20 protein-coding genes are annotated in these 20,582 nt (G+C 72.2%); 8 read left to right on the top strand and 12 right to left on the bottom strand.

Annotation, left to right across the window (positions count from 1 at the left end; translation table 11 throughout):
• Positions 1-103 precede the first annotated feature (103 nt).
• The 5 genes from ACSYGN_RS38935 to ACSYGN_RS38915 all read right to left on the bottom strand — a co-directional run bounded on the left by ACSYGN_RS38935 (position 104) and on the right by ACSYGN_RS38915 (position 4,924).
• Positions 104-598: a hypothetical protein gene (locus ACSYGN_RS38935; RefSeq protein WP_460405165.1), complete on the bottom strand. Its 495-nt coding sequence runs from the start codon at positions 596-598 to the stop codon at positions 104-106.
• Between the two features lie 325 nt (positions 599-923).
• Positions 924-1,274, bottom strand: coding sequence for a UBP-type zinc finger domain-containing protein (locus ACSYGN_RS38930; protein WP_460405163.1), 351 nt, complete (start codon positions 1,272-1,274; stop codon positions 924-926).
• Positions 1,271-2,737 (bottom strand): ATP-binding protein, encoded by a 1,467-nt coding sequence (locus tag ACSYGN_RS38925; RefSeq protein ID WP_460405161.1) that lies wholly within the window; start codon positions 2,735-2,737, stop codon positions 1,271-1,273. Before ACSYGN_RS38925 ends, ACSYGN_RS38930 begins: the two co-directional genes overlap by 4 nt.
• Positions 2,734-4,410, bottom strand: coding sequence for an NAD(P)/FAD-dependent oxidoreductase (locus tag ACSYGN_RS38920; protein WP_460405159.1), 1,677 nt, complete (start codon positions 4,408-4,410; stop codon positions 2,734-2,736). Before ACSYGN_RS38920 ends, ACSYGN_RS38925 begins: the two co-directional genes overlap by 4 nt.
• 160 nt (positions 4,411-4,570) lie before the next feature.
• Positions 4,571-4,924, bottom strand: coding sequence for a VOC family protein (locus tag ACSYGN_RS38915; protein WP_460405157.1), 354 nt, complete (start codon positions 4,922-4,924; stop codon positions 4,571-4,573).
• Between the two features lie 89 nt (positions 4,925-5,013).
• On the opposite strand from ACSYGN_RS38915, the gene ACSYGN_RS38910 reads away from it, so the two are divergent.
• A complete protein-coding gene (locus tag ACSYGN_RS38910) occupies positions 5,014-5,889 on the top strand; it encodes a universal stress protein (protein WP_460405155.1) in 876 nt (291 codons plus the stop codon).
• A 10-nt stretch (positions 5,890-5,899) separates the two neighbouring features.
• On the opposite strand, the gene ACSYGN_RS38905 is transcribed toward ACSYGN_RS38910, so the two are convergent.
• From ACSYGN_RS38905 to ACSYGN_RS38895, 3 genes are all read right to left on the bottom strand, one after another.
• Positions 5,900-7,207, bottom strand: coding sequence for a DUF4032 domain-containing protein (locus ACSYGN_RS38905; RefSeq protein WP_460405153.1), 1,308 nt, complete (start codon positions 7,205-7,207; stop codon positions 5,900-5,902).
• A gap of 51 nt (positions 7,208-7,258) precedes the next feature.
• Positions 7,259-8,005, bottom strand: coding sequence for an MBL fold metallo-hydrolase (locus ACSYGN_RS38900; RefSeq protein ID WP_460405151.1), 747 nt, complete (start codon positions 8,003-8,005; stop codon positions 7,259-7,261).
• A gap of 94 nt (positions 8,006-8,099) precedes the next feature.
• Positions 8,100-8,732: an alpha-ketoglutarate-dependent dioxygenase AlkB gene (locus ACSYGN_RS38895; RefSeq protein ID WP_460405149.1), complete on the bottom strand. Its 633-nt coding sequence runs from the start codon at positions 8,730-8,732 to the stop codon at positions 8,100-8,102.
• Positions 8,733-8,934: 202 nt separating this feature from the next.
• Here ACSYGN_RS38895 and ACSYGN_RS38890 point away from each other — a divergent pair, with 202 nt between their 5' ends.
• Entirely contained in the window at positions 8,935-9,582 is a 648-nt protein-coding gene (locus ACSYGN_RS38890; RefSeq protein WP_460405147.1) for a TetR/AcrR family transcriptional regulator, read from the top strand.
• Between the two features lie 72 nt (positions 9,583-9,654).
• Entirely contained in the window at positions 9,655-11,328 is a 1,674-nt protein-coding gene (locus ACSYGN_RS38885) for an FAD-binding dehydrogenase (RefSeq protein WP_460405792.1), read from the top strand.
• A gap of 188 nt (positions 11,329-11,516) precedes the next feature.
• Here ACSYGN_RS38885 and ACSYGN_RS38880 read toward each other — a convergent pair whose 3' ends face one another.
• Positions 11,517-11,867 carry a DUF488 domain-containing protein gene (locus tag ACSYGN_RS38880; protein WP_460405145.1) on the bottom strand — a complete coding sequence of 117 codons (351 nt, stop codon included), beginning with the start codon at positions 11,865-11,867 and terminating at the stop codon, positions 11,517-11,519.
• 289 nt (positions 11,868-12,156) lie between these two features.
• Here ACSYGN_RS38880 and ACSYGN_RS38875 point away from each other — a divergent pair, with 289 nt between their 5' ends.
• The 4 genes from ACSYGN_RS38875 to ACSYGN_RS38860 all read left to right on the top strand — a co-directional run bounded on the left by ACSYGN_RS38875 (position 12,157) and on the right by ACSYGN_RS38860 (position 17,041).
• Positions 12,157-13,518 (top strand): M1 family metallopeptidase, encoded by a 1,362-nt coding sequence (locus ACSYGN_RS38875; RefSeq protein ID WP_460405790.1) that lies wholly within the window; start codon positions 12,157-12,159, stop codon positions 13,516-13,518.
• 173 nt (positions 13,519-13,691) lie between these two features.
• Positions 13,692-14,462 (top strand): L,D-transpeptidase family protein, encoded by a 771-nt coding sequence (locus ACSYGN_RS38870; protein ID WP_460405143.1) that lies wholly within the window; start codon positions 13,692-13,694, stop codon positions 14,460-14,462.
• A 15-nt stretch (positions 14,463-14,477) separates the two neighbouring features.
• Positions 14,478-15,179 carry a response regulator transcription factor gene (locus ACSYGN_RS38865; protein WP_460405141.1) on the top strand — a complete coding sequence of 234 codons (702 nt, stop codon included), beginning with the start codon at positions 14,478-14,480 and terminating at the stop codon, positions 15,177-15,179.
• Entirely contained in the window at positions 15,176-17,041 is a 1,866-nt protein-coding gene (locus ACSYGN_RS38860; RefSeq protein ID WP_460405139.1) for a sensor histidine kinase, read from the top strand. Before ACSYGN_RS38865 ends, ACSYGN_RS38860 begins: the two co-directional genes overlap by 4 nt.
• Before the next feature lie 48 nt (positions 17,042-17,089).
• On the opposite strand, the gene ACSYGN_RS38855 is transcribed toward ACSYGN_RS38860, so the two are convergent.
• Together ACSYGN_RS38855 and ACSYGN_RS38850 are read right to left on the bottom strand one after the other, a co-directional pair.
• Positions 17,090-17,338, bottom strand: coding sequence for a WhiB family transcriptional regulator (locus tag ACSYGN_RS38855; RefSeq protein WP_460405137.1), 249 nt, complete (start codon positions 17,336-17,338; stop codon positions 17,090-17,092).
• A 178-nt stretch (positions 17,339-17,516) separates the two neighbouring features.
• The gene (locus ACSYGN_RS38850; protein WP_460405135.1) at positions 17,517-18,734 is read right to left on the bottom strand and encodes a saccharopine dehydrogenase family protein; all 1,218 of its coding nucleotides are present in this window, start codon (positions 18,732-18,734) and stop codon (positions 17,517-17,519) included.
• 125 nt (positions 18,735-18,859) lie between these two features.
• Here ACSYGN_RS38850 and ACSYGN_RS38845 point away from each other — a divergent pair, with 125 nt between their 5' ends.
• Positions 18,860-19,576, top strand: coding sequence for a TetR/AcrR family transcriptional regulator (locus ACSYGN_RS38845; RefSeq protein WP_460405133.1), 717 nt, complete (start codon positions 18,860-18,862; stop codon positions 19,574-19,576).
• Here the strand turns inward: ACSYGN_RS38845 and ACSYGN_RS38840 are convergent.
• A complete protein-coding gene (locus tag ACSYGN_RS38840; protein WP_460405131.1) occupies positions 19,559-20,557 on the bottom strand; it encodes a LysR family transcriptional regulator ArgP in 999 nt (332 codons plus the stop codon). The genes ACSYGN_RS38845 and ACSYGN_RS38840 overlap by 18 nt on opposite strands.
• Between the last annotated feature and the right edge of the window lie 25 nt (positions 20,558-20,582).

The following is a 20,582-nucleotide window of genomic DNA, read 5'->3' as shown; positions in this document are numbered from 1 at the left end:
CCCTCCTCACGGTGCCGGGTGTCCTCGGTACGGGGCCGCCCGTTGCGGGCAGCCGTCCGGACAACGCCCGGGCGACGCCCCCGGGTTCCCGGCCGCGGCCCGCTCAGAAGTCCGGGCAGAGATTCATGTGCACGGCGTCAACGATACGGGCGCCCTTGGCGGTCCCGAAGCCCTGTGGATGCCCCGGTGAGGTGAAACGCCGTACGGCTGCCGTGATCTGGCCGTTCCGGTCTCCGTGCAGGTCGTGGATCGTACGGCACTGGGCGCGGCCCCGGTCGACCGCGCCGGCCTCGTCGTCGTGGACGATGTCGGGGTCGATCGCCGTCAGGGCGCGGACGTAGGCGGCCTCGCCGTCGGAGCCGGGCTTCGGGGGCAGTCCGGAGTCTGCTGCCTGGGGGTGCTCCCGGGCCCCGGCCGCGGCGGAACCCGTGGCCTCGGGGCTCGCCCCGGGCGCCCTTGTGGACGGGGCGTGTGACGAGGGCGTCGGCTTGGTTCCGGGTTGTGCGGCTGGGGACGGGGGTGCGCTGCATCCGGTGAGCGCGGTGGTGAGGGTGAGCGCGCAGCACGCCAGGGCGAGTGTGGTGGTGCGGTGGTTCACGGAACTCCTCGGGCCTGACGGCATGTCGGTCAAGACCCGTAACCGTAGGAGAGCGCATGCCGTCGGCAGCGGGAGTCGTGGACTTCGGCGGGGGCGTGGGGAGGCGCGAGGGGGCGCGGCCGAGGGTTCTTCGCCCCCGCCGCCCCTTCCCGTTCCCGTCCCTGGAGGCTGCGCCCCCAGACCCCCCTTTCGGCCCTTCGGGCCTCGCCCTCAAACGCCGGACGGGCTGAAAATCAGCCCCTCCGGCGTTTGAGGAGCGGGGGTCCGGGGGCGGAGCCCCCGGGTCGGGACGGGAAGGGGCGGCGGGGGCGAAACCCCTCCCCGCTCAGCGCAGCGTCTCCGCCCAGTTCTCCGGCACCCGCCCCGCCGGCCCCGGCGCCGGCTGGTCCGCGGGGTGGGATTCCGGCGGCGCGAGCCGAGGGCCCGACGCGTACAGCTCATCGGCGTCGTAGTCCCAGAACCACTCCTCGCCCGGCTCGTAACTGCGGATCACGGGATGGCCGGTGGACCGCCAGTGCGCGGTGGCATGCTTGGCGGGGGAGTCGTCGCAGCATCCGATGTGCCCGCACTGGGCGCAGCGCCGCAGATGGAACCACCAGCCGCCCACCGCCTCGCACTCCACGCATCCCGCGCCGCTCGGCGGGACACTCGGATCGATACCGTCGGCGCCGGTCATGAGAGCTCCTCGGAAGACAGCGTTTCGGGGGCGGGGGCGTTGAGCGGCAGCAGGACCTGGAAGCGGGTGTCGCCCGGCACCGACTCCACCCGGAGGGTGCCGTGGTGCTTGTCGACGACGATCCGCCAGGAGATGTCCAGTCCGAGCCCGGTGCCCTGGCCGACCGGCTTGGTGGTGAAGAACGGGTCGAAGATCCGGCCGCGGATCTCCGGCGGGACACCCGGCCCGGTGTCCTGGAACTCCACCAGCAGATGCTCCTCGTTGTCCCGCGCGGTCCGCACGGTCAGCGTGCCGTCTCCGCCCGCGCTGTTGATGGCGGAGACCGCGTTGTCGACGAGGTTGGTCCACACCTGGTTGAGCTCCGCCGGGTAGCCGGGAATCCTCGGGAGTGAACGGTCGTAGTCCTTCACGACCTTGATGCGGCCGCCGATCTTCCCGGAGAGCATCAGCAGGGTGCTGTCGAGGAGTTCGTGCACATCCGCGACCTGGTAGGGGGCCCGGTCGAGCTGCGAGTACTGCTTGGCGGCGTCGACGAGCTGCGAGACACGGGTGGTGGAGTCCTCGATCTCGCTCATCAACAGTTCGGTCTCGACCGTGTAGTTGAGCCAGCCGACCGCGCCCGGAAGGATCTCTTCGCCGACCGCCGCGGCGACCTGCTCCAGCCAGTCGACGTCCAGCCCGGCCTGCACGAAGGTCGGCGCGAGCCGCCAGCTCTGCTCGACCCCGTGGTCGTCGAGCCAGTCGGAGAGGGCGTCCTCGCGGTCGCTGGCCTCCAGCGGGCTGAGCGCGGGTGCCTTGGCGACGCGTTCGGCGGTGCGCTCCTGGATCTCGACCAGGTCCGCCAACGCCTCGCGGGAGAAGGGGCCTTCGGCGATCACGGCGAGCTTGTGCCGCATCTTCGCCACCCGCTCGCGCAGGGTCGCGGTGGCCCGGACGGCCGCCGCGGCCGGGTTGTTGAGCTCGTGGGTGAGCCCGGCGGACAGCGAACCGAGCGCCAGCAGCCGTTCACGCTGCCCGATCGCGGCCTGGGTGCTCTTCGACCCGAAGAACAGCCCCTCCAGCAGATGCACCGCCATCGGGAACCACTCGGTCACCACCGCCGCGAACGTGGCGGCGGGCAGCACGAAGAACCGTGTCGGCTCGGTCACCCGCATCGAGTTGTTGTAGACCTGTCGCACCCGGTCCCCGAGGTACGCCTGCATCGCGCCCGCGTACACCCCGCGCTGGGAGGTGCGGGTGACCTCCACGTCGTCGGCGCCGACCCGGCGCGACAGCACGACGGTGCCCTCGATCATCACATAGAAGCAGGTGGCGGGGTCACCCTCCGTGTACACGGGGCCGGGGTCGAATCCCTCCACCCGGCCCTCGCTGCACAGTCTGCCGAGCTGCTCGGGTGTGAGCTTCTCGAACAGGAACAGCGAACCTATCTCCTGGGGGCTGCACGGCAGCGGACAGCCGGTCATGACTGCTCCAGATAACGGTGGACGAGCATGACAGCCATCGCTCCCTCGCCGACGGCGGACGCGACCCGCTTGGCGGACTCCGCCCGCGCGTCACCGGCCACGAACACACCGGGCACACTGGTCTCCAGATGGTACGGAGGCCGGTCCAGCTCCCAGCCCGAGGGCGGTCGTCCGTCCGCGGCGAGGTCGGGTCCGGCCAGGATGAACCCGCGCTCGTCGCACAGCACCGTGCCGTCCAGCCAGCCGGTCAGCGGGGCCGCCCCGATGAACACGAACATCCACTGCGCGTCCACGAGTTCGGTGTCCCCGGTCTCCGTATGACGCAGCGTCAGCTGTTCCAGGTGGTCCGAGCCGTGTGCGGCGTCGACGGTGGTGCGGCAGCGCACCGAGATGTTGGGCGCCTCCTCGATCTGCTGGATCAGGTAGTACGACATCGACGCCGACAGATCCGGGCCGCGCACCAGCAGTGTCACCGACTTGGCGTGCCTGGACAGATACATCGCCGCTTGGCCCGCCGAGTTGGCGCCGCCCACGATGTACACGTCGTGCCCCTGGCAGGAGGCGGCCTCGGTGAGCGCCGAGCCGTAGAAGACCCCGCGGCCCTGGAGTCCGTCGGCCCCGTCCGCCGTCAGTTGCCGGTACTGCACACCGGTCGCCAGGATCACGGCGTGCGCGGCGACGGCCGTGCCGTCCGCGAACCGTACGACGCGCGCGGAGCCGCTCACCTCCAGGCCGGTCACCTCGCAAGCGGTGAGGATCTCCGCACCGAACCGGGTCGCCTGCCGCCGCGCCCGGTCGGTGAGCTGGGCGCCCGAGACGCCGTCGGGGAAGCCCAGGTAGTTCTCTATCCGCGAGCTCTGCCCGGCCTGCCCGCCGGTCGCCGACCGCTCCACCAGCACCGTCCGCAGCCCCTCCGACGCCCCGTAGACCGCAGCACCGAGCCCCGCGGGGCCGCCGCCGACCACCACGAGGTCGTAGAAGTCCGCGGCCGGTGTCGTCGCGAGCCCCACCCGGGCCGCGAGATCCGGCGCCTCGGGCTCGACCAGCGGCGCCCCCTCCGGGGTGATCACCACCGGCAGCCGCTGCCCGTCCTGCCCGGCGGCGGCCAGCAGTCTGCGCCCCTCCGGCTCGTCGGACGAGTACCAGCGGTACGGCACCTGGTTGCGGGCCAGGAACTCCCGCACCTGAGACGACCGCGCCGACCAGCGGTGCCCGACGACCTTGGTGCTGGGTACCGGCCGGTGGTCGCTGCGCCGCCATGCCTCCAGCAGGTCGTCCAGCACCGGATACAGCTTCTCCTCCGGCGGGTCCCACGGCTTGAGCAGATAGTGGTCGAGATCGACGACGTTGATCGCGTCGATCGCCGCGCTGGTGTCCGCGTACGCGGTCAGCAGCACCCGGCGCGCCCCCGGATACACGTCCAGGGCCTGCTCCAGGAACTCGATGCCGTTCATCCGCGGCATCCGGTAGTCGGCGAGGACCACCGCCACCAGGTCGCCGCGCAGCTTCAGCTCGCGCAGCGCCTCCAGCGCGGACTCGCCGGACTCCGCGCGCACGATCCGGTACGACTCGCCGTAGCGTCGCCGCAGGTCACGGGCGACGGCACGGGACACTCCCGGGTCGTCGTCCACGGTCAAGATGACGGTCCGCGCAGTCTCGGCGGCCTGTGCCATGCGTCTCCCCGAGCGGTCGGAATCAGCCGCGGCGATCCCCCTGCACAACCCGTCGCCGCGGCGGCTCCCGCCCATCGTATGTTCGTTCGCCCGGTCGCGCCCCGGGACCATGAGGAGCCCCGCTACGCGCAGAGCGGACGGCCGCACCCGCCTCGGGATCTCACCCCTGCCGGGAACCGAGCACGCAGAACTCGTTGCCCTCGGGGTCCATCAGCACCACCCACGACTGCTCGCCCTGCCCGACGTCCGCGTGCCGTGCGCCCAGCGCCAGCAGACGGTCGACCTCGGCGCGCTGGTCGTCGGGGCGGAAGTCGAGGTGGAGTCGGTTCTTCAGGGTCTTCGGCTCGGGCACCTGCGCGAACAGCAGCCCCGGCAGCCGGTCCGGGGCCGGGCGGATCTCGAACTCGTCCGGGTCGTCGTTCACCACGGTCCAGCCGAGCGCACCCGCCCACCACCGGCCCAGAGCCACCGGATCCGCCGCGTCGACGATCACTTGCTCCCATTCCAAGGTCATGCCGTGCAGCGTAGTGAAGACTTGTCCGGGTAGACCCGGTAGACCCGGTAGCACGGACCCGACCCCCGCCAGTTCCAGGAGGCAGTTCCATGACCCGCCCGATCATGGCAGGCATCGACGGATCCCAAGAGAGTCTCGCCGCTCTCGCCTGGGCGGCCCGCGAGGCCGTACGGCGTGATCGCGCGCTGCGGGTGGTGCACGCCTGGCAGTACGAGCCGCACGAGGGCCTCGGCGCGATCGGCGGCCGGGACAAGCAGGCCAGCTGGATCCGCCAGGGCGTCGCCGACGCCGTACGGGCCGTGACCGTCCGGCATCCCGGGCTCGAGGTGTCCACCGAGGTGCTGGAGGGCGCCCCCGCCGAGACGCTGGTCGCCGCCGCGGCCGACGCGGAGCTGGTGGCGCTCGGGTCGCGCGGACACGGAGCCGTCGTCGGGTTCCTGCTCGGCTCGGTCGGGCAGCACGTCATCGCCGGGGCCCGGCGGCCCGTCGTCCTGGTGCGCGCCGGTTACCAGGCATCCGCGGAGGCTGCGGGCCGTGAGGTCGTCGTCGGCCAGCAGGGCACCCCTCAGGACAGCGCGGCCGTCCTCGATCTCGCGTTCGAGACCGCCGCTGCCCGCCGCGCCGTGGTGCGCGCCGTACGGGCCTGGACGCTGCCCCCGGTGTTCGCATACAGCCCCGGCTCGATGCGGCTGCTCGACGACGAAGGCGGACTGGAGCCGTTCGAGAGGAAGGCGCTGACCGAGGCGCTGGAGCCGTGGCGCGAGCGCTTCCCGGACGTCCCGGTGGTGGAGCACGTCGAGGTCGGCAGCGCCGGAGAGGTCCTCCTCGACCTCGCCGCGCGGGCCCAGCTGGTGGTCGTCGGCCGCCGCGCCACCCGCACCGCCGTGGGCGCGCGCATCGGCTCGGTGGCACACGGCGTGCTGCACCACGCCCACTGCCCGGTGGTGGTCGTCCCGCATGACTAGTGCGGGTCCTCTATTCCGGCGCCGCCGCCTCCAGGCCGGCCGCCGTCTCCAGGTCCGCCGTCGACTCCAGCGTTTCGCGTGCCTTGGGCAGGATGGCGCGGATGTAGTCCTCCACGGCGGTGTCGAGACCGATGTCGTACTGCGCCCGCTCCGACAGGTACCAGCGGTGCTCCAGGAGCTGGTGGTAGATCTCCGCCGGGTCCATCGAGCCGCGCAGCTCCGGCGGTACGGCGCGCACGGTGGGCCGGAACACGTCTCGCACCCAGCGGTGCGCCAGCACTTCCAGCCGGGCAGCGCCGGGCCGCTCCCGGGCGGTGCCCAGCCCGGACTCCGCGGCCGGGTCGGCCGGGTGGTCGTCCTGGGTGGCCATCCAGCTCTCCAGGTCGTTCAGCAGCCGCCGCGCCTGATTCTCCTCGGTGTCCAGACCGGTCAGCCGCAGCAGTTGCCGCTGGTGGTGCCCGGCGTCGACGACCTTCGGCACGAAGGTGACCGTGTCGCCGCCGGGGGAGCTCTCGATCTGCATCTCGGCGACGTCGAAGCCGAGTTCGTTGAGGCGGCGTATACGGCGTTCTATGTAGTGATGCTTGCCCGCCGGATAGACCGAGGTGCGGGTCAGTTCCTGCCACAGATCGCGGTAGCGCGCGCAGATCTCCATGCCGAACTCGATCGCGTCCACGGACGGGTGCAGCGCGCCGGACGCCTCCAGGTCGAGCAGTTCCCCGCTGATGTTGACGCGCGCGAGATCGAGGTCGTACTCCCGCTGCCCGGTGCTCAGCCGGGGGTGCAGATCACCGGTCTCGGCGTCCACCAGATACGCGGCGAAGGCGCCCGCGTCACGCCGGAACAGCGTGTTCGACAGCGAGCAGTCACCCCAGGCGAAGCCCGCGAGATGCAGCCGCACCAGCAGCACGGCGAGGGCGTCCATGAGCCGGTGCATGGTCGCCGGGCGCATCGTCGTCTCGAACATCGAGCGGTACGGCATCGAGCCGCCCAGATGCCGGGTGACCAGCACCGGCTCCAGCGGCTCACCGGCGGCGTCGGTGCGGCCGGTCACCACGGCCAGGGCGTCCACCGCGGGGATGCCGAGCCGGTCCAGGTCCCTCAGCAGCCCGTACTCGCGCAGCGCGGGCCGCTCGGCGAGCTCCTTGACGGCGATCACCTCGTCCCCGGCGCGCGCATAGCGCACGACATGCCGTGAGATGCCGCGCGGCAGCGGTACGAGGTGTTCCTCGGGCCACTGCTCCAGCGGTACGTCCCACGGCAGTTCGAGCAGGAGCACCGGGTGCTCCGGGTTCGTCGCGCTGATCTGCAGTGCCATGGGATGAAGCCTAGATCCCCCGGGGGTGCGGGAGGGGCTCGGTATCCCTCGCTAAAGGGCCCGTTCACGTGCCTGTCGGGCGGCCGTGGCGACCGGGCCGTGGTGGACGGGGCCGTGGCCGGGCAGCAGGACGTCGGCCTCCAGGCCCTCGATGATGTCCAACGAGGCCAGGGCGCGGGCCTGTTCGTGGTGGAACATGCCGGGCAGCAGCTGCGGTCCCCCGACGCGCGAGGTGGCGTGGCCGCTGACCAGGGCGTCGCCGGAGATCACGATGCCGGCCTTCGGCAGATGGAAGACCGCGTGACCGTCCGTGTGGCCCGGGGTGTGCACGGGGACGGGCGCCCCCGGCAGATCGAGCGGGCCCTCGGCGGGGAACGGCTCGGGTGCCGTGACCGGATGCTGTTCGGTGCCGCCTGCGCGCAGCGCGTGCACCATCCAGGGCAGTACGCCGGGCCGCCAGGCGTTCCTCAGCACCGCGCCGACCGTGACCTGCTGGAGGAACTCCCGGCGGGCGTGCGGCACTTCGGCAGCGTGCAGATAGACCGGGGTTCCGTAGCCGCTGCGCAGATACTCGGCCGAGCCGAGGTGGTCGTTGTGGGCATGGGTGAGCAGGACCGCCGCGACCGACTCGGGGGAGCCGCCCACCTCGGCCAGTGAGGCGAGGACCCGCTCACGGTCCCCGGGATACCCGGTGTCGACGAGGGTGAGGGCGTCCCCGTCCTTGAGGATCACCCAGTTGGTGTGGCTGCCGTGCACCAGATAGGTGCCGTCGGCGACTTGGCGTACATCTGTGCTCATGATCTCCCCGCACGGCGGAACGGCCTGACGGGGACAGCCAACCAGACACGGCCAGCGGCCCGTTGGACGGGACACGGGGGCGAGGTGATTCTTCTCAGCGCACGCCCTCCGGGCGGAACTGCACGCTGATGCGCGGCCCTGCGGCGTGGGCGGCCTTCGGTACGCAGTGTTCCCAGGTCCGCTGGCAGGAGCCGCCCATCACCACCAGGTCGCCGTGGCCGAGCGGCCGCCGGACCGTGCGGGCGCCGCCGTGCAGGGGGCGCAGCAGCAGATCGCGGGGTGTGCCCACGGAGAGGATCGCGACCATCGTGTCCTCCCGCGCGCCGCGCCCGATCCGGTCCCCGTGCCAGGCCACGCTGTCCCGTCCGTCGCGGTAGAAGCACAGGCCGGCCGTGCTGAACGGCTCGCCCAGTTCGTCGGTGTAGTGCCGCGACAGGGCGTCCCGTGCCTCGGTGAGCACCGGGTGCGGCAGCGGGTCCTCCGCGCCGTAGAACGCCAGGAGTCGCGGTACGGCGACGACGTGGTCGTACATCGTGCGGCGCTCGGCGCGCCACGGGACCTCGGCGGCCAGCTGTTCGAACAGCGCGTCCGAGCCGGTGAGCCACCCGGGCAGCAGGTCGAGCCAGGCGCCGGAGCCCAGCGTGGTACGGCGGATCCCGGTGAGGGGCCCGAGCCGCGGCCGGTCGGCCTGGTCGAAGAGCGAGGCCTGGAGATGGTGGGTGGTCATGGTCTCCACCGTAACCCTTGAATCGAAAATGTGTTCCATTAGATTTGCGCTGATTCCGGGCGAATCTCCAGTGTGCGCTCTCGATCCCGTGTCGTCCGGAGTCTTTCGATACACCGGTGCATCGGATACATTCCCGTATCCGATGTCGGCCGAGGGGCCGAGGGGCCGAAGCGGCCAGGGGGACGACGGAGGGGGGCCGGGCATGGCGGTGGGCACCACCGGGAGCGGGACGGGGACCGGAACCGGGACCGTGCGGGTGACCCGGTGCCGGGGCCGTACCCGCGCCAGGCTGCTGGACGCCGCGTTCGCCGTCTTCGCCGCCAAGGGGTACGGCCGGGTCTCCATCGAGGAGGTCTGCGAGGCCGCCGGTTACAGCAGAGGGGCTTTCTACTCCAACTTCGCCACCCTCGACGAGCTGTTCTTCGCCCTCTACCGGCAGCGCGCCGACGTCATCGCCGAGCAGGTCGCCGGTGCCCTGGCCCTCGACGGCCCCGGATTCGACGTACCGGCCGCCGTGGACCGCGTCACCGAGGTACTGCTGCTCGACCGGGACTGGCTCCTGGTCAAGACGGACTTCCTGGTGCACGCCGCCCGCCACCCGGATGTCGCCCGCACCCTCCTCGAGCACCGCGCGCGGCTGCGCCGGGCGATCGCCGGGCGGCTGGCCCGCGCCCGGGGGCACACGGAACTGCCCGCCGTGCTCGACGGCACGGACGGTGCCGCCGCCGCGGTGGTCGCCGCCTACGACGGGGTCACCGTCCAGCTGCTCCTGGACCAGGACACCGACGCCGCCCGTGCCTGGCTGAAGCAGTTGCTGACCGCCCTGCTCACCGACGGCGCCACCCCCTGAGCCTCTCTCGTACCACCCCGTGTGACACCGATCCCGATCGCAGTCAGGAAGGACACGGACGTCATGTACGCCATGGACGCGGACGTCATCGTCGTCGGAGCGGGCCTCGCGGGCCTGGTCGCGGCGCACGAACTCACCAGCCGGGGCAAGCGCGTCGCCCTGGTCGACCAGGAGAACGCCGCCAACCTCGGCGGGCAGGCGTACTGGTCCTTCGGAGGGCTGTTCCTCGTCGACTCACCTGAGCAGCGCCGCCTCGGCATCAAGGACTCCTTCGACCTCGCCTGGAACGACTGGCGGGGCAGCGCACAGTTCGACCGGCTCGCCGACGAGGACTCCTGGGCGGTGCGCTGGGCGCGCGCCTATGTCGAGTTCGCCGCGGGGGAGAAGCGGTCCTGGCTCGCCGGGCACGGCATCTCGCTGCTGCCCACCGTCGGCTGGGCCGAGCGCGGCGATCTGCGCGCCGACGGCCACGGCAACTCCGTGCCCCGCTTCCATGTCGCCTGGGGCACCGGCACCGGCGTCGTCGAGCCCTTCGCGGATTACGCCCGGCAGGCCGCCCGCGACGGGCTGCTCACCTTCCACCACCGCCACCGGGTCGACGAACTCATCACCGAGGGCGGCGCCGCCCGCGGCGTACGCGGCACGGTCCTCGCCGCCGACGACTCGCCCCGCGGCGTGCCCTCGAACCGCGAGGCGGCCGGCGAGTTCGAGCTCACCGCCCAGGCGGTGATCGTCACCAGCGGCGGCATCGGCGCCGACCACGAACTGGTACGCCGCCATTGGCCCGCGCGACTCGGAACCCCGCCCACCGAGATGGTCACCGGCGTGCCCGCCTATGTGGACGGCCGGATGCTCGGCATCAGCGCCGCCGCGGGTGCCCGCCTGGTCAACAGCGACCGGATGTGGCACTACACCGAGGGCCTCCAGAACTGGGACCCGATCTGGCCCGGGCACGGCATCCGTATCCTCCCCGGCCCCTCCTCGATGTGGTTCGACGCCCTGGGCCGCCGCCTCCCCGACCCCTGCCTGCCCGGCTACGACACCCTCGGCACCCTGCGCCATCTGCGCACCACCGAGGACATCGCGGCCTACGACCACTCCTGGTTCGTCCTCACCCGGAAGATCGTCGAGAAGGAGTTCGCGCTGTCGGGCTCCGAGCAGAACCCCGACATCACCGCCAAGGACAAGCGAGCCGTGCTGCGCGACCGACTGCTCGGCAAGGGCGCCCCGGGACCGGTGCAGGCGTTCCTGCGGCACGGCGCCGACTTCGTGATCGCGGACAATCTGGAGCGGCTCGTCGAGAAGATGAACGCGATGACCGACAAGCCGCTCCTCGACGCGGCCGAACTGCGCCGCCAGATCGAGGCGCGCGACCTCCAGATCGCCAACCCCTTCAGCAAGGACTCCCAGGTCCAGGGCATCCGCAACGCCCGCCGCTATATCGGCGACCGCCTCGGCCGCGTCGCCACCCCGCACCGCATCCTCGACCCGGAGGCCGGTCCGCTGATCGGCGTGAAGATGCACGTCCTGACCCGCAAGACCCTCGGCGGCATCCAGACCGACCTCGACTCGCGCGCCCTGGGCGCGGACGGCTCACCGGTCGAGGGGCTGTACGCCGCGGGCGAGGTCGCCGGGTTCGGCGGCGGCGGGGTCCATGGGTACAACGCGCTGGAAGGCACCTTCCTCGGCGGCTGCCTCTTCTCCGGCCGCGCCGCCGGACGGGCGGCGGCCCGGCAGACGGCCTGAGCCGACGGCACGGGGAGACGGGGCGCGGGGCTTCTCGCCTGACGGTCCGTCTCCCCGGCCGAGCAGGCGCCAGCGGGTTCGGCGGAGCAGGCACCGGCGGGTTCGGCCGAGTAGGCACCAGCCGGCTCAGCCGACTCGCCGGATCAGCCGGCCCAGTCGGCCAATTCGGCCCAACCGGATCAACCGGCTCAGTCGCGCAGCAGCCGGACCAGCACCGCCGCGTGACTCTCGCCGGGCTCCTTGGACGCGGTCAGCAGTGTCACCGTCCCGCCGTGCGCCAACTCCCGGACATGATCGAGGAGTTCCGCCGCCTCCGGTTCGGCCAGCTCCGCCTCGTAGCGGCGCGCGAACTCCTCGTACGAGCCCTCGCCCGCGTGGTACCAGCGGCGCAGCTCGGTCGACGGGGTGAGGCCCTTCGGCCACTCGTCGACATGGGCCGCGTCCTTCGCGAGGCCACGCGGCCACAGCCGGTCGACGAGGACACGCACCCCGTCCTCCGGCTCGGGCGGTTCGTAGACACGGCGTAGACGCACGGACATGCTCGGGCCTCCTGAGGGCTGATCACAGAAGCGGACGCTGGCCCCGGGACCGTACTGCGCCGGCACCCCCGTACGACCGCCACCGGACGGCGACGCGACATGACTTGACCTGAACGAGAACGATATTGCGCGACTTGACGGCCTAGTCTGTGGGGCGTTTGATCATTTCAGCCGCCCCCCGAGTGAAGGAGCGCACGTGAAGTCCCATCACCCCAAGGCCATCAGACGCGCCGTCACCCCGGCCGCCGCTCCCCGCCGTTCCGCCACCCCCCTGCGCCGATCCGCAGTCGTGGGCACCGTCCCCGTCGCCGTGGCGGCGCTGCTGCTGGCCGCCGGACCCGCCTCCGCCGGGACCATCGGCAGCGCCGGGGCCGGCGACCCGTACTTCCCTCTGGCCGGCAACGGCGGCTATCACGTGCGGCACTACGGCCTGACGCTCCGTTACGACCCCTCCTCGCATCGGCTCGACGGCCAGGCGGTCCTCACCGCCCGCGCCACCCAGCGGCTCACCCGCTTCGACCTCGACCTCAAGGGCCTGAAGATCACCGCCCTCACCGTCGACCGCGCGAGCGCCGACTACCGCCGCGACGGACAGGAACTGATCGTCACCCCGCGCCGCGCCCTCGCGAAGGGCCGGGAGTTCCGCGTCGCCGTGACCTACCACGGCACCCCCAAGGCGGTCACCGACCCGGACGGCTCTGCCGACGGCTGGATCCGCACCGACGACGGCGCGTTCGTCGCCGGTGAACCGCAGGGCGCCATGACCTGGTTCCCGGCGAACAACCACCCCGTGGACAAGTCCTCCTACGACTTCACCCTCACCGTCCCCTCCGACCGCGCCGCCGTCGCCAACGGCGTCTACCTCGGCAAGCACACCGCCGACGGCCGCACCACCTACCGCTGGCGTCAGTCCGAGCCGATGGCCGCCTACCTCGCCACCGCCACGGTCGGGAAGTTCAAGATCGAGCGGTACACGACGGGTGACGGCATCCAGGTCTACAACGCCGTCGATCCGCGCGAGGCGAGCGCCGCCGCGCCCGTCCTCAAGAAGCTGCCGTCCGTCCTGAAGTGGGAGAGCAAGCTCTTCGGCCCCTACCCGTTCCGCGCCGCCGGGGCGATCGTCGACCATGCAGATGTCGGTTACGCCCTGGAGACCCAGTCCCGGCCCATCTACGACGCCGCGCCCGACATCGCCACGCTCGTCCATGAGAGCGCCCACCAGTGGTTCGGCGACTCCGTCTCCCTGACCACCTGGAAGGACATCTGGCTCAACGAGGGCTTCGCCAGCTACGCAGAGTGGCTCTACAGCGAGCAGCACGGCGGCGACAGCGCGCAGAAGATCTTCGACGCGCTCTACGCCCTCCCGGCGAGTGACAAGCTGTGGGCGTTCCCGCCCGGCGACCCCGGCAGCGGCGCCAACATCTTCGGCAAGCCCGTCTATGCGCGTGGTGCCATGGTCCTGCACGAACTCCGCAAGGCCGTCGGCGACAAGACCTTCCTGCACATCCTGCGTAGCTGGGCGACCGAGCACCGCGCCGGACACGGCACGACAGCCCAGTTCATCAAGCTCGCCGAGCGCGAGTCCGGCAAGGACCTGGACGCCCTGTTCAACACGTGGCTGTACACCAAGGGCAAGCCGGCCAAGGCGTAGTCCGCACTGGTCGTGGCCGCACCGGTCATGGCCGCAGCGGCGGAGATGACCGGACCGGACCGGAGACGACCGGACCGGAGACGACCATGCCGGACACGACCGGACGCGATACGACCCGCCGGGGCATGTGAAACCTGACAGGTTCCTCACAAGTCCCCGTCAAGATCGTCCCCATGACCGCTCGAACCCCGTCCGCCGCCCTGCTCGCCGCCTCCCTTCTCCTCACGGGATGCGGCAGCGGGGCGGCGGCCCTGCCGGACGCCGTCTCCGGCGCCACGCCGCCGCCGTCGCCCGCCGCCACCGGTACCGCCGCCCCCGGGGCCGCCGCCGAGACGTCGCGGCAGGAGACGCAGGAGACGCAGGCGATACCGGGCCTCGGGCCCGAGACCCTGGCGCGGATACCCGGCAGCGCCCGGCAGGTCGTCCTGGTGACCGGCCGGGGCAGCAACTCCTCGCGCTCCACCGTCGTGCTGTACGAGCGCACCGGGGCCGACTGGCAGGTGGGCCCGGCGTGGCCCGCGCGCAACGCGCTCAAGGGCTGGACCGGCCACCACATGGTGGGAGACCTGCGCTCACCCACCGGCGTCTACACCCTCTCCGACGCGAGCGGCCTGCTCCCCGACCCCGGGACCCGGCTGCCGTACACCCGGTCCACCGGCTTCGACTCGCCCGGCACCGGCTTCGAGGGCGAGCCCCTGACGGGGGCCTTCGACTATGTGATCGCCATCGACTACAACCGCGTGCCCGGCACCTCGCCGTTCGACTGGACCCGCCCGCTCGGCTCGCAGCGCGGCGGCGGCATCTGGCTGCACGTCGACCACGGCGGCCCCACCCACGGCTGCGTCGGCATCGCGGAACGGCACATGAAGGACCTCCTGCTGGCCCTCGATCCAGCACGCCACCCCGTCGTCGTCATGGGCGACTCGGCATACTTGGCCCGCTGACCTAGGATCCGCCGAGTGTGCGCACACGTACTGGTCGCCGAGGACGACGAGATGCAGGCCGAACTCATACGCCGCTCCCTGCTGGCGGAGGGACACACCGCCACCGTCGTCCACGACGGCGCCGCCGCCCTGGACGCCGCCCGCAGACTCCGGCCCGACCTGCTGGTGCTGGACCTGATGCTGCCGGTGCTCGACGGCTTCGGTGTGTGCCGGCTGCTGCGCCGCACCCACGAGGACATACCGGTGCTGATGCTCACCGCCCGCTCCGACGAGGAGGACCTGCTGCTCGGCCTCGACATCGGCGCCGACGACTACATGACCAAGCCCTACAGCCCGCGCGAGCTGATGGCCCGTATCCGCACGGTGCTGCGGCGCAGCGGGCGGACGGCCGACGGGCGCCGTGACGACCCGGTGGTCCGCGCCGCCGGGCTGGAGGTCGACCCGGCACGGCACGAGGTGCGCTGCGACGGGCGGCCCGTGGAGTGCACGCCCGGCGAGTTCCAGATCCTGCTCGCCATGGCCGCCGAGCCCGAACGGGTCTTCTCACGGCGGCAGTTGCTGGAGTGCACCCGGGGCACCGACCGGGCCTCCACCGAACGCGCCGTCGACGTCCACATCATGAACCTGCGCAAGAAGACCGAGACCGACCCCCGCCGGCCGGTCCGGCTGGTGACCGTGTTCGGCGTCGGCTACAAGCTCCGCGGCGAGCGCGGATGAGCCCCCGGGTGCCGCTGCGCAAGCGGCTGCTGGTCCGGCTGCTGTCCGCCGCCGCGCTGATCGCCGTGTGCTCGGTGGCGGCGACCGCCTGGCTGGCCGTGGCCACCACCACCAGCGCCCTGCGGGAGGAACAGGGCCAGGACCTCGCCACCGACACCGGCATCCTGGCCCGGCTCAGCGGGTACGCGGCCACCCACCCCGACTGGCGGGGCGTCCAGGACACCGTCCGCGACCTGGCCGTCCGCACCGGCCGCCGGATCGCCCTCACCACCGCCGACCGCACCCTCCTCGCCGACTCCGCGCCCGGCCGCACCTCGCTGCCCCCGCGCCCCGCGGCGACCGTCGACCCCCTGCACACCGACACCTACACCGAACCCGGCGCCCAGCTCACCGGTATCGACCCGCGCGCCGTCGGCCCTTACCGGCTCACCTCGAAGGAACGCGTCCGGCTGGCCGCGCTCGCAGGGAAGGAGAAGAGCTGCTACGACCGCTACAACCTCCGTGCCACCGTGAAGACCACGCCCAGGGGACGCCCTGTCGTCGTCACCGGCGACGGCACGGACCCCATCCCCGACCTCACCGCCGACTGCCGCCCCCCGCTTCTCGACGCACCCACCGGCACCGAGGAGAAAGCCCTCGGCGGGCTCCAGGGGCTCGCCCGCACCTGCCTCGACCGCGCGGGCATCGAGCTCGGCGCACCCCTCTACCTGGCCTTCGACCCCTCCGGAACGGACCCGGTGAGCCGGTTCCTTGTCAAAAAGTACGTCAGGGCGAGCGACGACACCAAGATCCAGCACACGGTCGAGAACTGCATCCTCACCGCCCGCCGTACCCAACTCGACCCCTACGTCGCCCCGGTGGCCGAACTCTTCCTCGGCGTCGGCGACCGGCCCGCCGCGCCCCGCTTCGACATGTCCCCCGCCAACAAGGCCAAGGTCGTCGGGGCCGCGGGACTCGTCCTCGCCGTCACCGTCGCCGTGATGGCCGTCGTCGCCACCCGGTTGGTACGGCCCCTGCGCGCCCTGACCGCCGCCGCCCAGCAACCGCCCGAACTGCATGTACGGGTGCCCGTGACCACCCGGGACGAGACCGGCATCCTCGCGGAGGCGTTCAACAGCCTCACCGAGCGCAGGGAACGCCTGGAGGCCCAACGCAAGGCGATGGTCAGCGACATCGCCCATGAACTGCGCTCCCCGCTCACCAACATCCGGGGCTGGCTGGAGGTCACCCGCGACGGTGTCGTCGACCCCGATCCCGCGCTGCTCGCCTCCCTGCACGAGGAGGCCGTGCTGCTCCAGCGCGTCATCGACGATCTCCAGGACCTCGCCGCCGCCGACGCCGGCACCCTGCGGCTGCGCCCCGAGCCGGTCCGCGCCGACGAACTCCTCGACCAGGTCGCCGCCGCCCACCGCGTCGCCGCCGGCACGGCCGGTGTCGACCTGCGCACCGAGGTGACCGCCACCCCGTGGCTGGAGGCCGACCCGGTGCGGATGCGGCAGGCACTCGGCAACCTGGTCTCCAACGCGCTGCGCCACACCCCGCCCGGCGGCACCGTCACCCTGACCGCGCGACGTGAGGGCGACGAGGTCGTGTTCACCGTCGCCGATACCGGCTGCGGCATCGCCGCGGACGATCTGCCGTACGTCTTCGACCGGTTCTGGCGCGCCGAGAAGTCCCGCAGCCGCCGCACCGGGGGCAGCGGCCTCGGGCTGGCCATCGTCCGCCAGCTGCTCGCCGCCCACGGCGGCACCGTCGAGGCGGCGAGCGAACCCGGCGCCGGAGCGGTGTTCACGCTGCGGCTGCCGGGGACGCCCGCCCCTGAGGGCCATGACCCGTCATGGCCCGCCCCTGACGGGTCATGACGGACACCGTTTCTGACGGGGACGGGCCGTGACAGCAGGGCCGGAGGCTCAGGAACGGCGGCGTATGGCCTCCGTGCGGCTCAGACCGCGCCGCTCGGTCTCGGTCGTCCCGCCCCACACCCCGGCGGCCTGTCCTGTGGTCAGGGCGAACTCCAGGCACTGCCCCCGGACCCGGCAGCTCCCGCAGACCGCCTGCGCACGCCGGGTCTGGAGCAGCGACGGGCCGCTCGTGCCGATCGGGAAGAAGAGATCCGGGTCCTCGCGGCGGCACGCGGCCAGCCCTCGCCAGTTGCTCATCACGTCACCTGCACTCGATTTCGTCCACACACTTGCACCTGTGTTACTCGTGTACAGGTCACCGGTCGACCCTTGGGCCAATCAGACAATCGAGTGCATGTGTGGTGAGAACCAGCCACCAGCCACCGGTTACCAGCCTGCGGTCACCGGTCACCGGTCACCGGTCACCAGCCACCGGTCACTGCTCGCGCATCCCCCAGGGCGAGCCGTACGCGGTCAGCAGGTCCAGGAACGGGCGTGCGTCGAACGCCTCCGGGCCGAGCACCCCGGCCCCCGACCACACACCGCCGGCGAGGAGTTCGAGGGCCACGACCGGGTTGACGGCCGTCTGCCACACCACCGCCTGGCAGCCGTAGCCGGCCATCGACCACTGGTTGTCCACCACGTGGTACAGGTACACCTCGCGCGGCGCGCCGTCCTTGGTGCCGCGCACCCAGGTGCCTGCGCACGTCTTCCCGCGCATCCGGTCGCCCAGTGTCGCCGGGTCGGGCAGACACGCGGCGACCACATCCCGGGGCGAGACCCCGACCGGACCGGCGGGCCCCGGCACGGTCACCGGCTCGGTGCGGTCGAGGCCCAGCAGGTGCAGCGTCCGCAGCGTCTCGATGAATCGGCTGCCCAGCCCGTACTTGAAGGTCACCCGCCGGGCGTCCACCCAGCGCGGCACGAGCAACACCTCCTCGTGCTCCACGTTCACGCACTCGACGGGCCCGATGCCCTCCGGGAAGTCGAACACCTCCGGCTCGCTGAACGGTTCGGTGGTGAACCAGCCGCGGTCCGCCTCGTAGACGACCGGCGGGTTCAGACACTCCTCGATGGTGGTCCAGATGCTGAACGACGGGGCGAAGTCATAGCCGTCGACCGTCAGGTCCGCACCGTCGCGGACGCCGATCTCCTCGATGTCGTCGAAGAGTTCGTCGGCCGCGTACCGGGCGAACACGTCGGACAGACCGGGTTCCACACCCATGCCGACGAGCGCGAGCGCGCCTGCCTTCTCCCAGTCGGCGGACTGCTCGAACTGGGCGTCGCCCAGCCGCACCCCGCACTCCTCGAACGGCCGCTCGGGGTGCGGGCGTGACAGCGACATCGCCATGTCGAGGTAGGTCGCGTCCGAGGCGCGGGCCGCCCGGAAGAGCGGCATCACGAACCGTGGATCGGTGGCGTTCAGCAGCACGTCGCAGCGGTGCCGGGCCAGCAGAGCGCCTACGGCCGCCTCGTCCGCCGCGTCGACGCGCTCGGCGGTGAACCGGCCGTCGTCGCCCAGGGCCGCCACCGCCGCCTCGGCACGGGAGAGGTCGTGATCGGCGACGACCATGGCGTCGAAGAACTCCCGCCGCGCCGCGATCCGTGTGATCGCGGTACCCACCCCACCGGCTCCCACGAGCAGTACACGCATGGCGAGCAACTCCTTCCGTCTTCCGGTACTCGGTACGTGGAGTGCAGCGCCCGCGATGCCGTAAGGTCAATCCCGTTGGCATAAGACCGTTGGTATAAGAGCGCTCAGGACAGGACCGGACCACAGTGCCCAAGAAGGTGGTGCCGGAGGAGAAACGGCGCCGACGCCGTCCCACTCGTGGCGGCACCGTGCTGTCCGAGCGGCTGATCGTGCGGACCGCGCTGCGCCTGCTGCGCGAGCACGGCAGCGCCGGGCTCACCGCGCGCCGCCTCGGCCTCGCCCTGGACTGCGACCCGAGCACCCTCTACCGCTACTTCCGCGGCATGGACGACCTCACCCTGGCCATCGGCGACGCCCTGATCGGACGGGCGCTGGAGGGGTGGGAGCCGACCGGGGAGTGGCGGGCGGACCTGCGCGCCATCGGGCGGCGCATCCATGCCGCCTATGTCGAGCATCCGCAGGCGGCGCTGCTCACCGCCAACCGGGTCACCGGCCGCCCGCACGAACTCGCCGCCGACGAGGCGGTGCTGGACGTACTGCGCACGGCGGGCTTCCCGGTGCCCGACACCGTGCGGATCTACCACGCCTTCGTCGACCAGACCCTGGCCTTCGCCGCCCTGGACTCCGCCTCCCTCGCCCTGCCCACTGTCGCCCTGCGCGCCGACGAGGGCATCTGGCGCTCGACGTACGCCCGGCTGCCCCGCACCACCCACCCGCGCATCGCCGAAGCGGCCCCGCTGCTCGCCACCCGCATGGTGACCAGCGCCTACCCCACCGCCCTGGAGATGCTGCTGGACAGCGTGGCCGCCCAACTGCGGCCCTATCTACCGGTGGCCCGCTGAGGATCTGCCGGTGGCCGCCGAGGCGGAACCGCCGGGCACCGGCGCGTGCAGCACTCGCGCCGCCGTCTCGGCCACCGCGGCGGAGACGGCGGCCAGAGCGGGCGAGTCCAATTTCCACTGCTGCCAGTACAGATGGACGTCGGTCGCCCGCTCCGGCGCCAGATGCACCAGCCGCCCCGAGTCCAGCAGCGGCTCGGCCTGCGCCTCCGCGACCAGGCCCCAGCCGAGCCCGGCCGCGACCGCGGCGACGTACCCCTCCGAGGTCGGCACATGGTGCCGGGCGGCGCTCGCCGCGCCCCGGCCGCCGCGCAGCGCCCGTACGAACGCGTCCTGGAAATCGTCCTTCCGGTCGAAGGCCACCACGGGAGCCGTGGTGAGCGCCTCGTGCAGCGGCACGTCGAGATACGCGGCGGCGAAGGAGGGACTGGCCACCGGCAGATAGCGCAGCCGCCCCAGCGCACGCACCGAGCAGCCGGGCACCGGGTCGGGCGAGGAGGTCACCGCCGCCATCACCCGCCCCTCCCGCAGCAGCGCCGCCGTGTGGTCCTCGTCCTCCCGGTGCAGCTCGAAACAGAGCGGCGGCACCCTCGGCACGCGGGTGAACGCGTCCAGGAACCAGGTCGCCAGCGAGTCCGCGTTGACCGCGATCGACACCCGCGTCGCCTCCCCGGCGCCGCTGAGCCCCAGCTCCGTCCGCGCGTCGCGCTCCAGCCGGGCCACCTGCCGGGCGAGCCGCACGAACACCTCGCCCGACTCGGTCGGCCGCACCGGCTTGGTGCGCAGCAGCAGCACCCGCCCCGTGCGCTGCTCCAGCGCCTTCACACGCTGGCTCACCGCCGACGGCGTCACATGCAGCGTCGCGGCAGCCGCGTCGAACGTGCCCTCGTCCACCACCGCCAGCAGCGTGCGCACCTGGTCGAGCGGCAGCTCCGGCGGCACCGGCCCGCCGGTCACCGCACCTGCCTCGTCGACGATCCTCATGCTCGCATCCTCATGCTGGCTAATG

It is taken from the genome of Streptomyces sp. YIM S03343 (assembly GCF_054729195.1).
Note: the sequence above shows the minus strand (reverse complement) of the source record. Positions and strands in the feature narration are given on the sequence as shown.

What these genes read in the sequence shown, in the direction of transcription:
- ACSYGN_RS38895 (WP_460405149.1), bottom strand. Translation starts at nt 8,732, where the DNA reads ATGACCACCCACCATCTCCAGGCCTCGCTCTTCGACCAGGCCGACCGG.
- ACSYGN_RS38850 (WP_460405135.1), bottom strand. Translation starts at nt 18,734, where the DNA reads ATGCGTGTACTGCTCGTGGGAGCCGGTGGGGTGGGTACCGCGATCACA.
- ACSYGN_RS38920 (WP_460405159.1), bottom strand. Translation starts at nt 4,410, where the DNA reads ATGGCACAGGCCGCCGAGACTGCGCGGACCGTCATCTTGACCGTGGAC.
- ACSYGN_RS38855 (WP_460405137.1), bottom strand. Translation starts at nt 17,338, where the DNA reads ATGAGCAACTGGCGAGGGCTGGCCGCGTGCCGCCGCGAGGACCCGGAT.
- ACSYGN_RS38930 (WP_460405163.1), bottom strand. Translation starts at nt 1,274, where the DNA reads ATGACCGGCGCCGACGGTATCGATCCGAGTGTCCCGCCGAGCGGCGCG.
- ACSYGN_RS38880 (WP_460405145.1), bottom strand. Translation starts at nt 11,867, where the DNA reads ATGTCCGTGCGTCTACGCCGTGTCTACGAACCGCCCGAGCCGGAGGAC.
- ACSYGN_RS38840 (WP_460405131.1), bottom strand. Translation starts at nt 20,557, where the DNA reads ATGAGGATCGTCGACGAGGCAGGTGCGGTGACCGGCGGGCCGGTGCCG.
- ACSYGN_RS38900 (WP_460405151.1), bottom strand. Translation starts at nt 8,005, where the DNA reads ATGAGCACAGATGTACGCCAAGTCGCCGACGGCACCTATCTGGTGCAC.
- ACSYGN_RS38910 (WP_460405155.1), top strand. Translation starts at nt 5,014, where the DNA reads ATGACCCGCCCGATCATGGCAGGCATCGACGGATCCCAAGAGAGTCTC.
- ACSYGN_RS38890 (WP_460405147.1), top strand. Translation starts at nt 8,935, where the DNA reads ATGGCGGTGGGCACCACCGGGAGCGGGACGGGGACCGGAACCGGGACC.
- ACSYGN_RS38905 (WP_460405153.1), bottom strand. Translation starts at nt 7,207, where the DNA reads ATGGCACTGCAGATCAGCGCGACGAACCCGGAGCACCCGGTGCTCCTG.
- ACSYGN_RS38860 (WP_460405139.1), top strand. Translation starts at nt 15,176, where the DNA reads ATGAGCCCCCGGGTGCCGCTGCGCAAGCGGCTGCTGGTCCGGCTGCTG.
- ACSYGN_RS38885 (WP_460405792.1), top strand. Translation starts at nt 9,655, where the DNA reads ATGGACGCGGACGTCATCGTCGTCGGAGCGGGCCTCGCGGGCCTGGTC.
- ACSYGN_RS38870 (WP_460405143.1), top strand. Translation starts at nt 13,692, where the DNA reads ATGACCGCTCGAACCCCGTCCGCCGCCCTGCTCGCCGCCTCCCTTCTC.
- ACSYGN_RS38925 (WP_460405161.1), bottom strand. Translation starts at nt 2,737, where the DNA reads ATGACCGGCTGTCCGCTGCCGTGCAGCCCCCAGGAGATAGGTTCGCTG.
- ACSYGN_RS38915 (WP_460405157.1), bottom strand. Translation starts at nt 4,924, where the DNA reads ATGACCTTGGAATGGGAGCAAGTGATCGTCGACGCGGCGGATCCGGTG.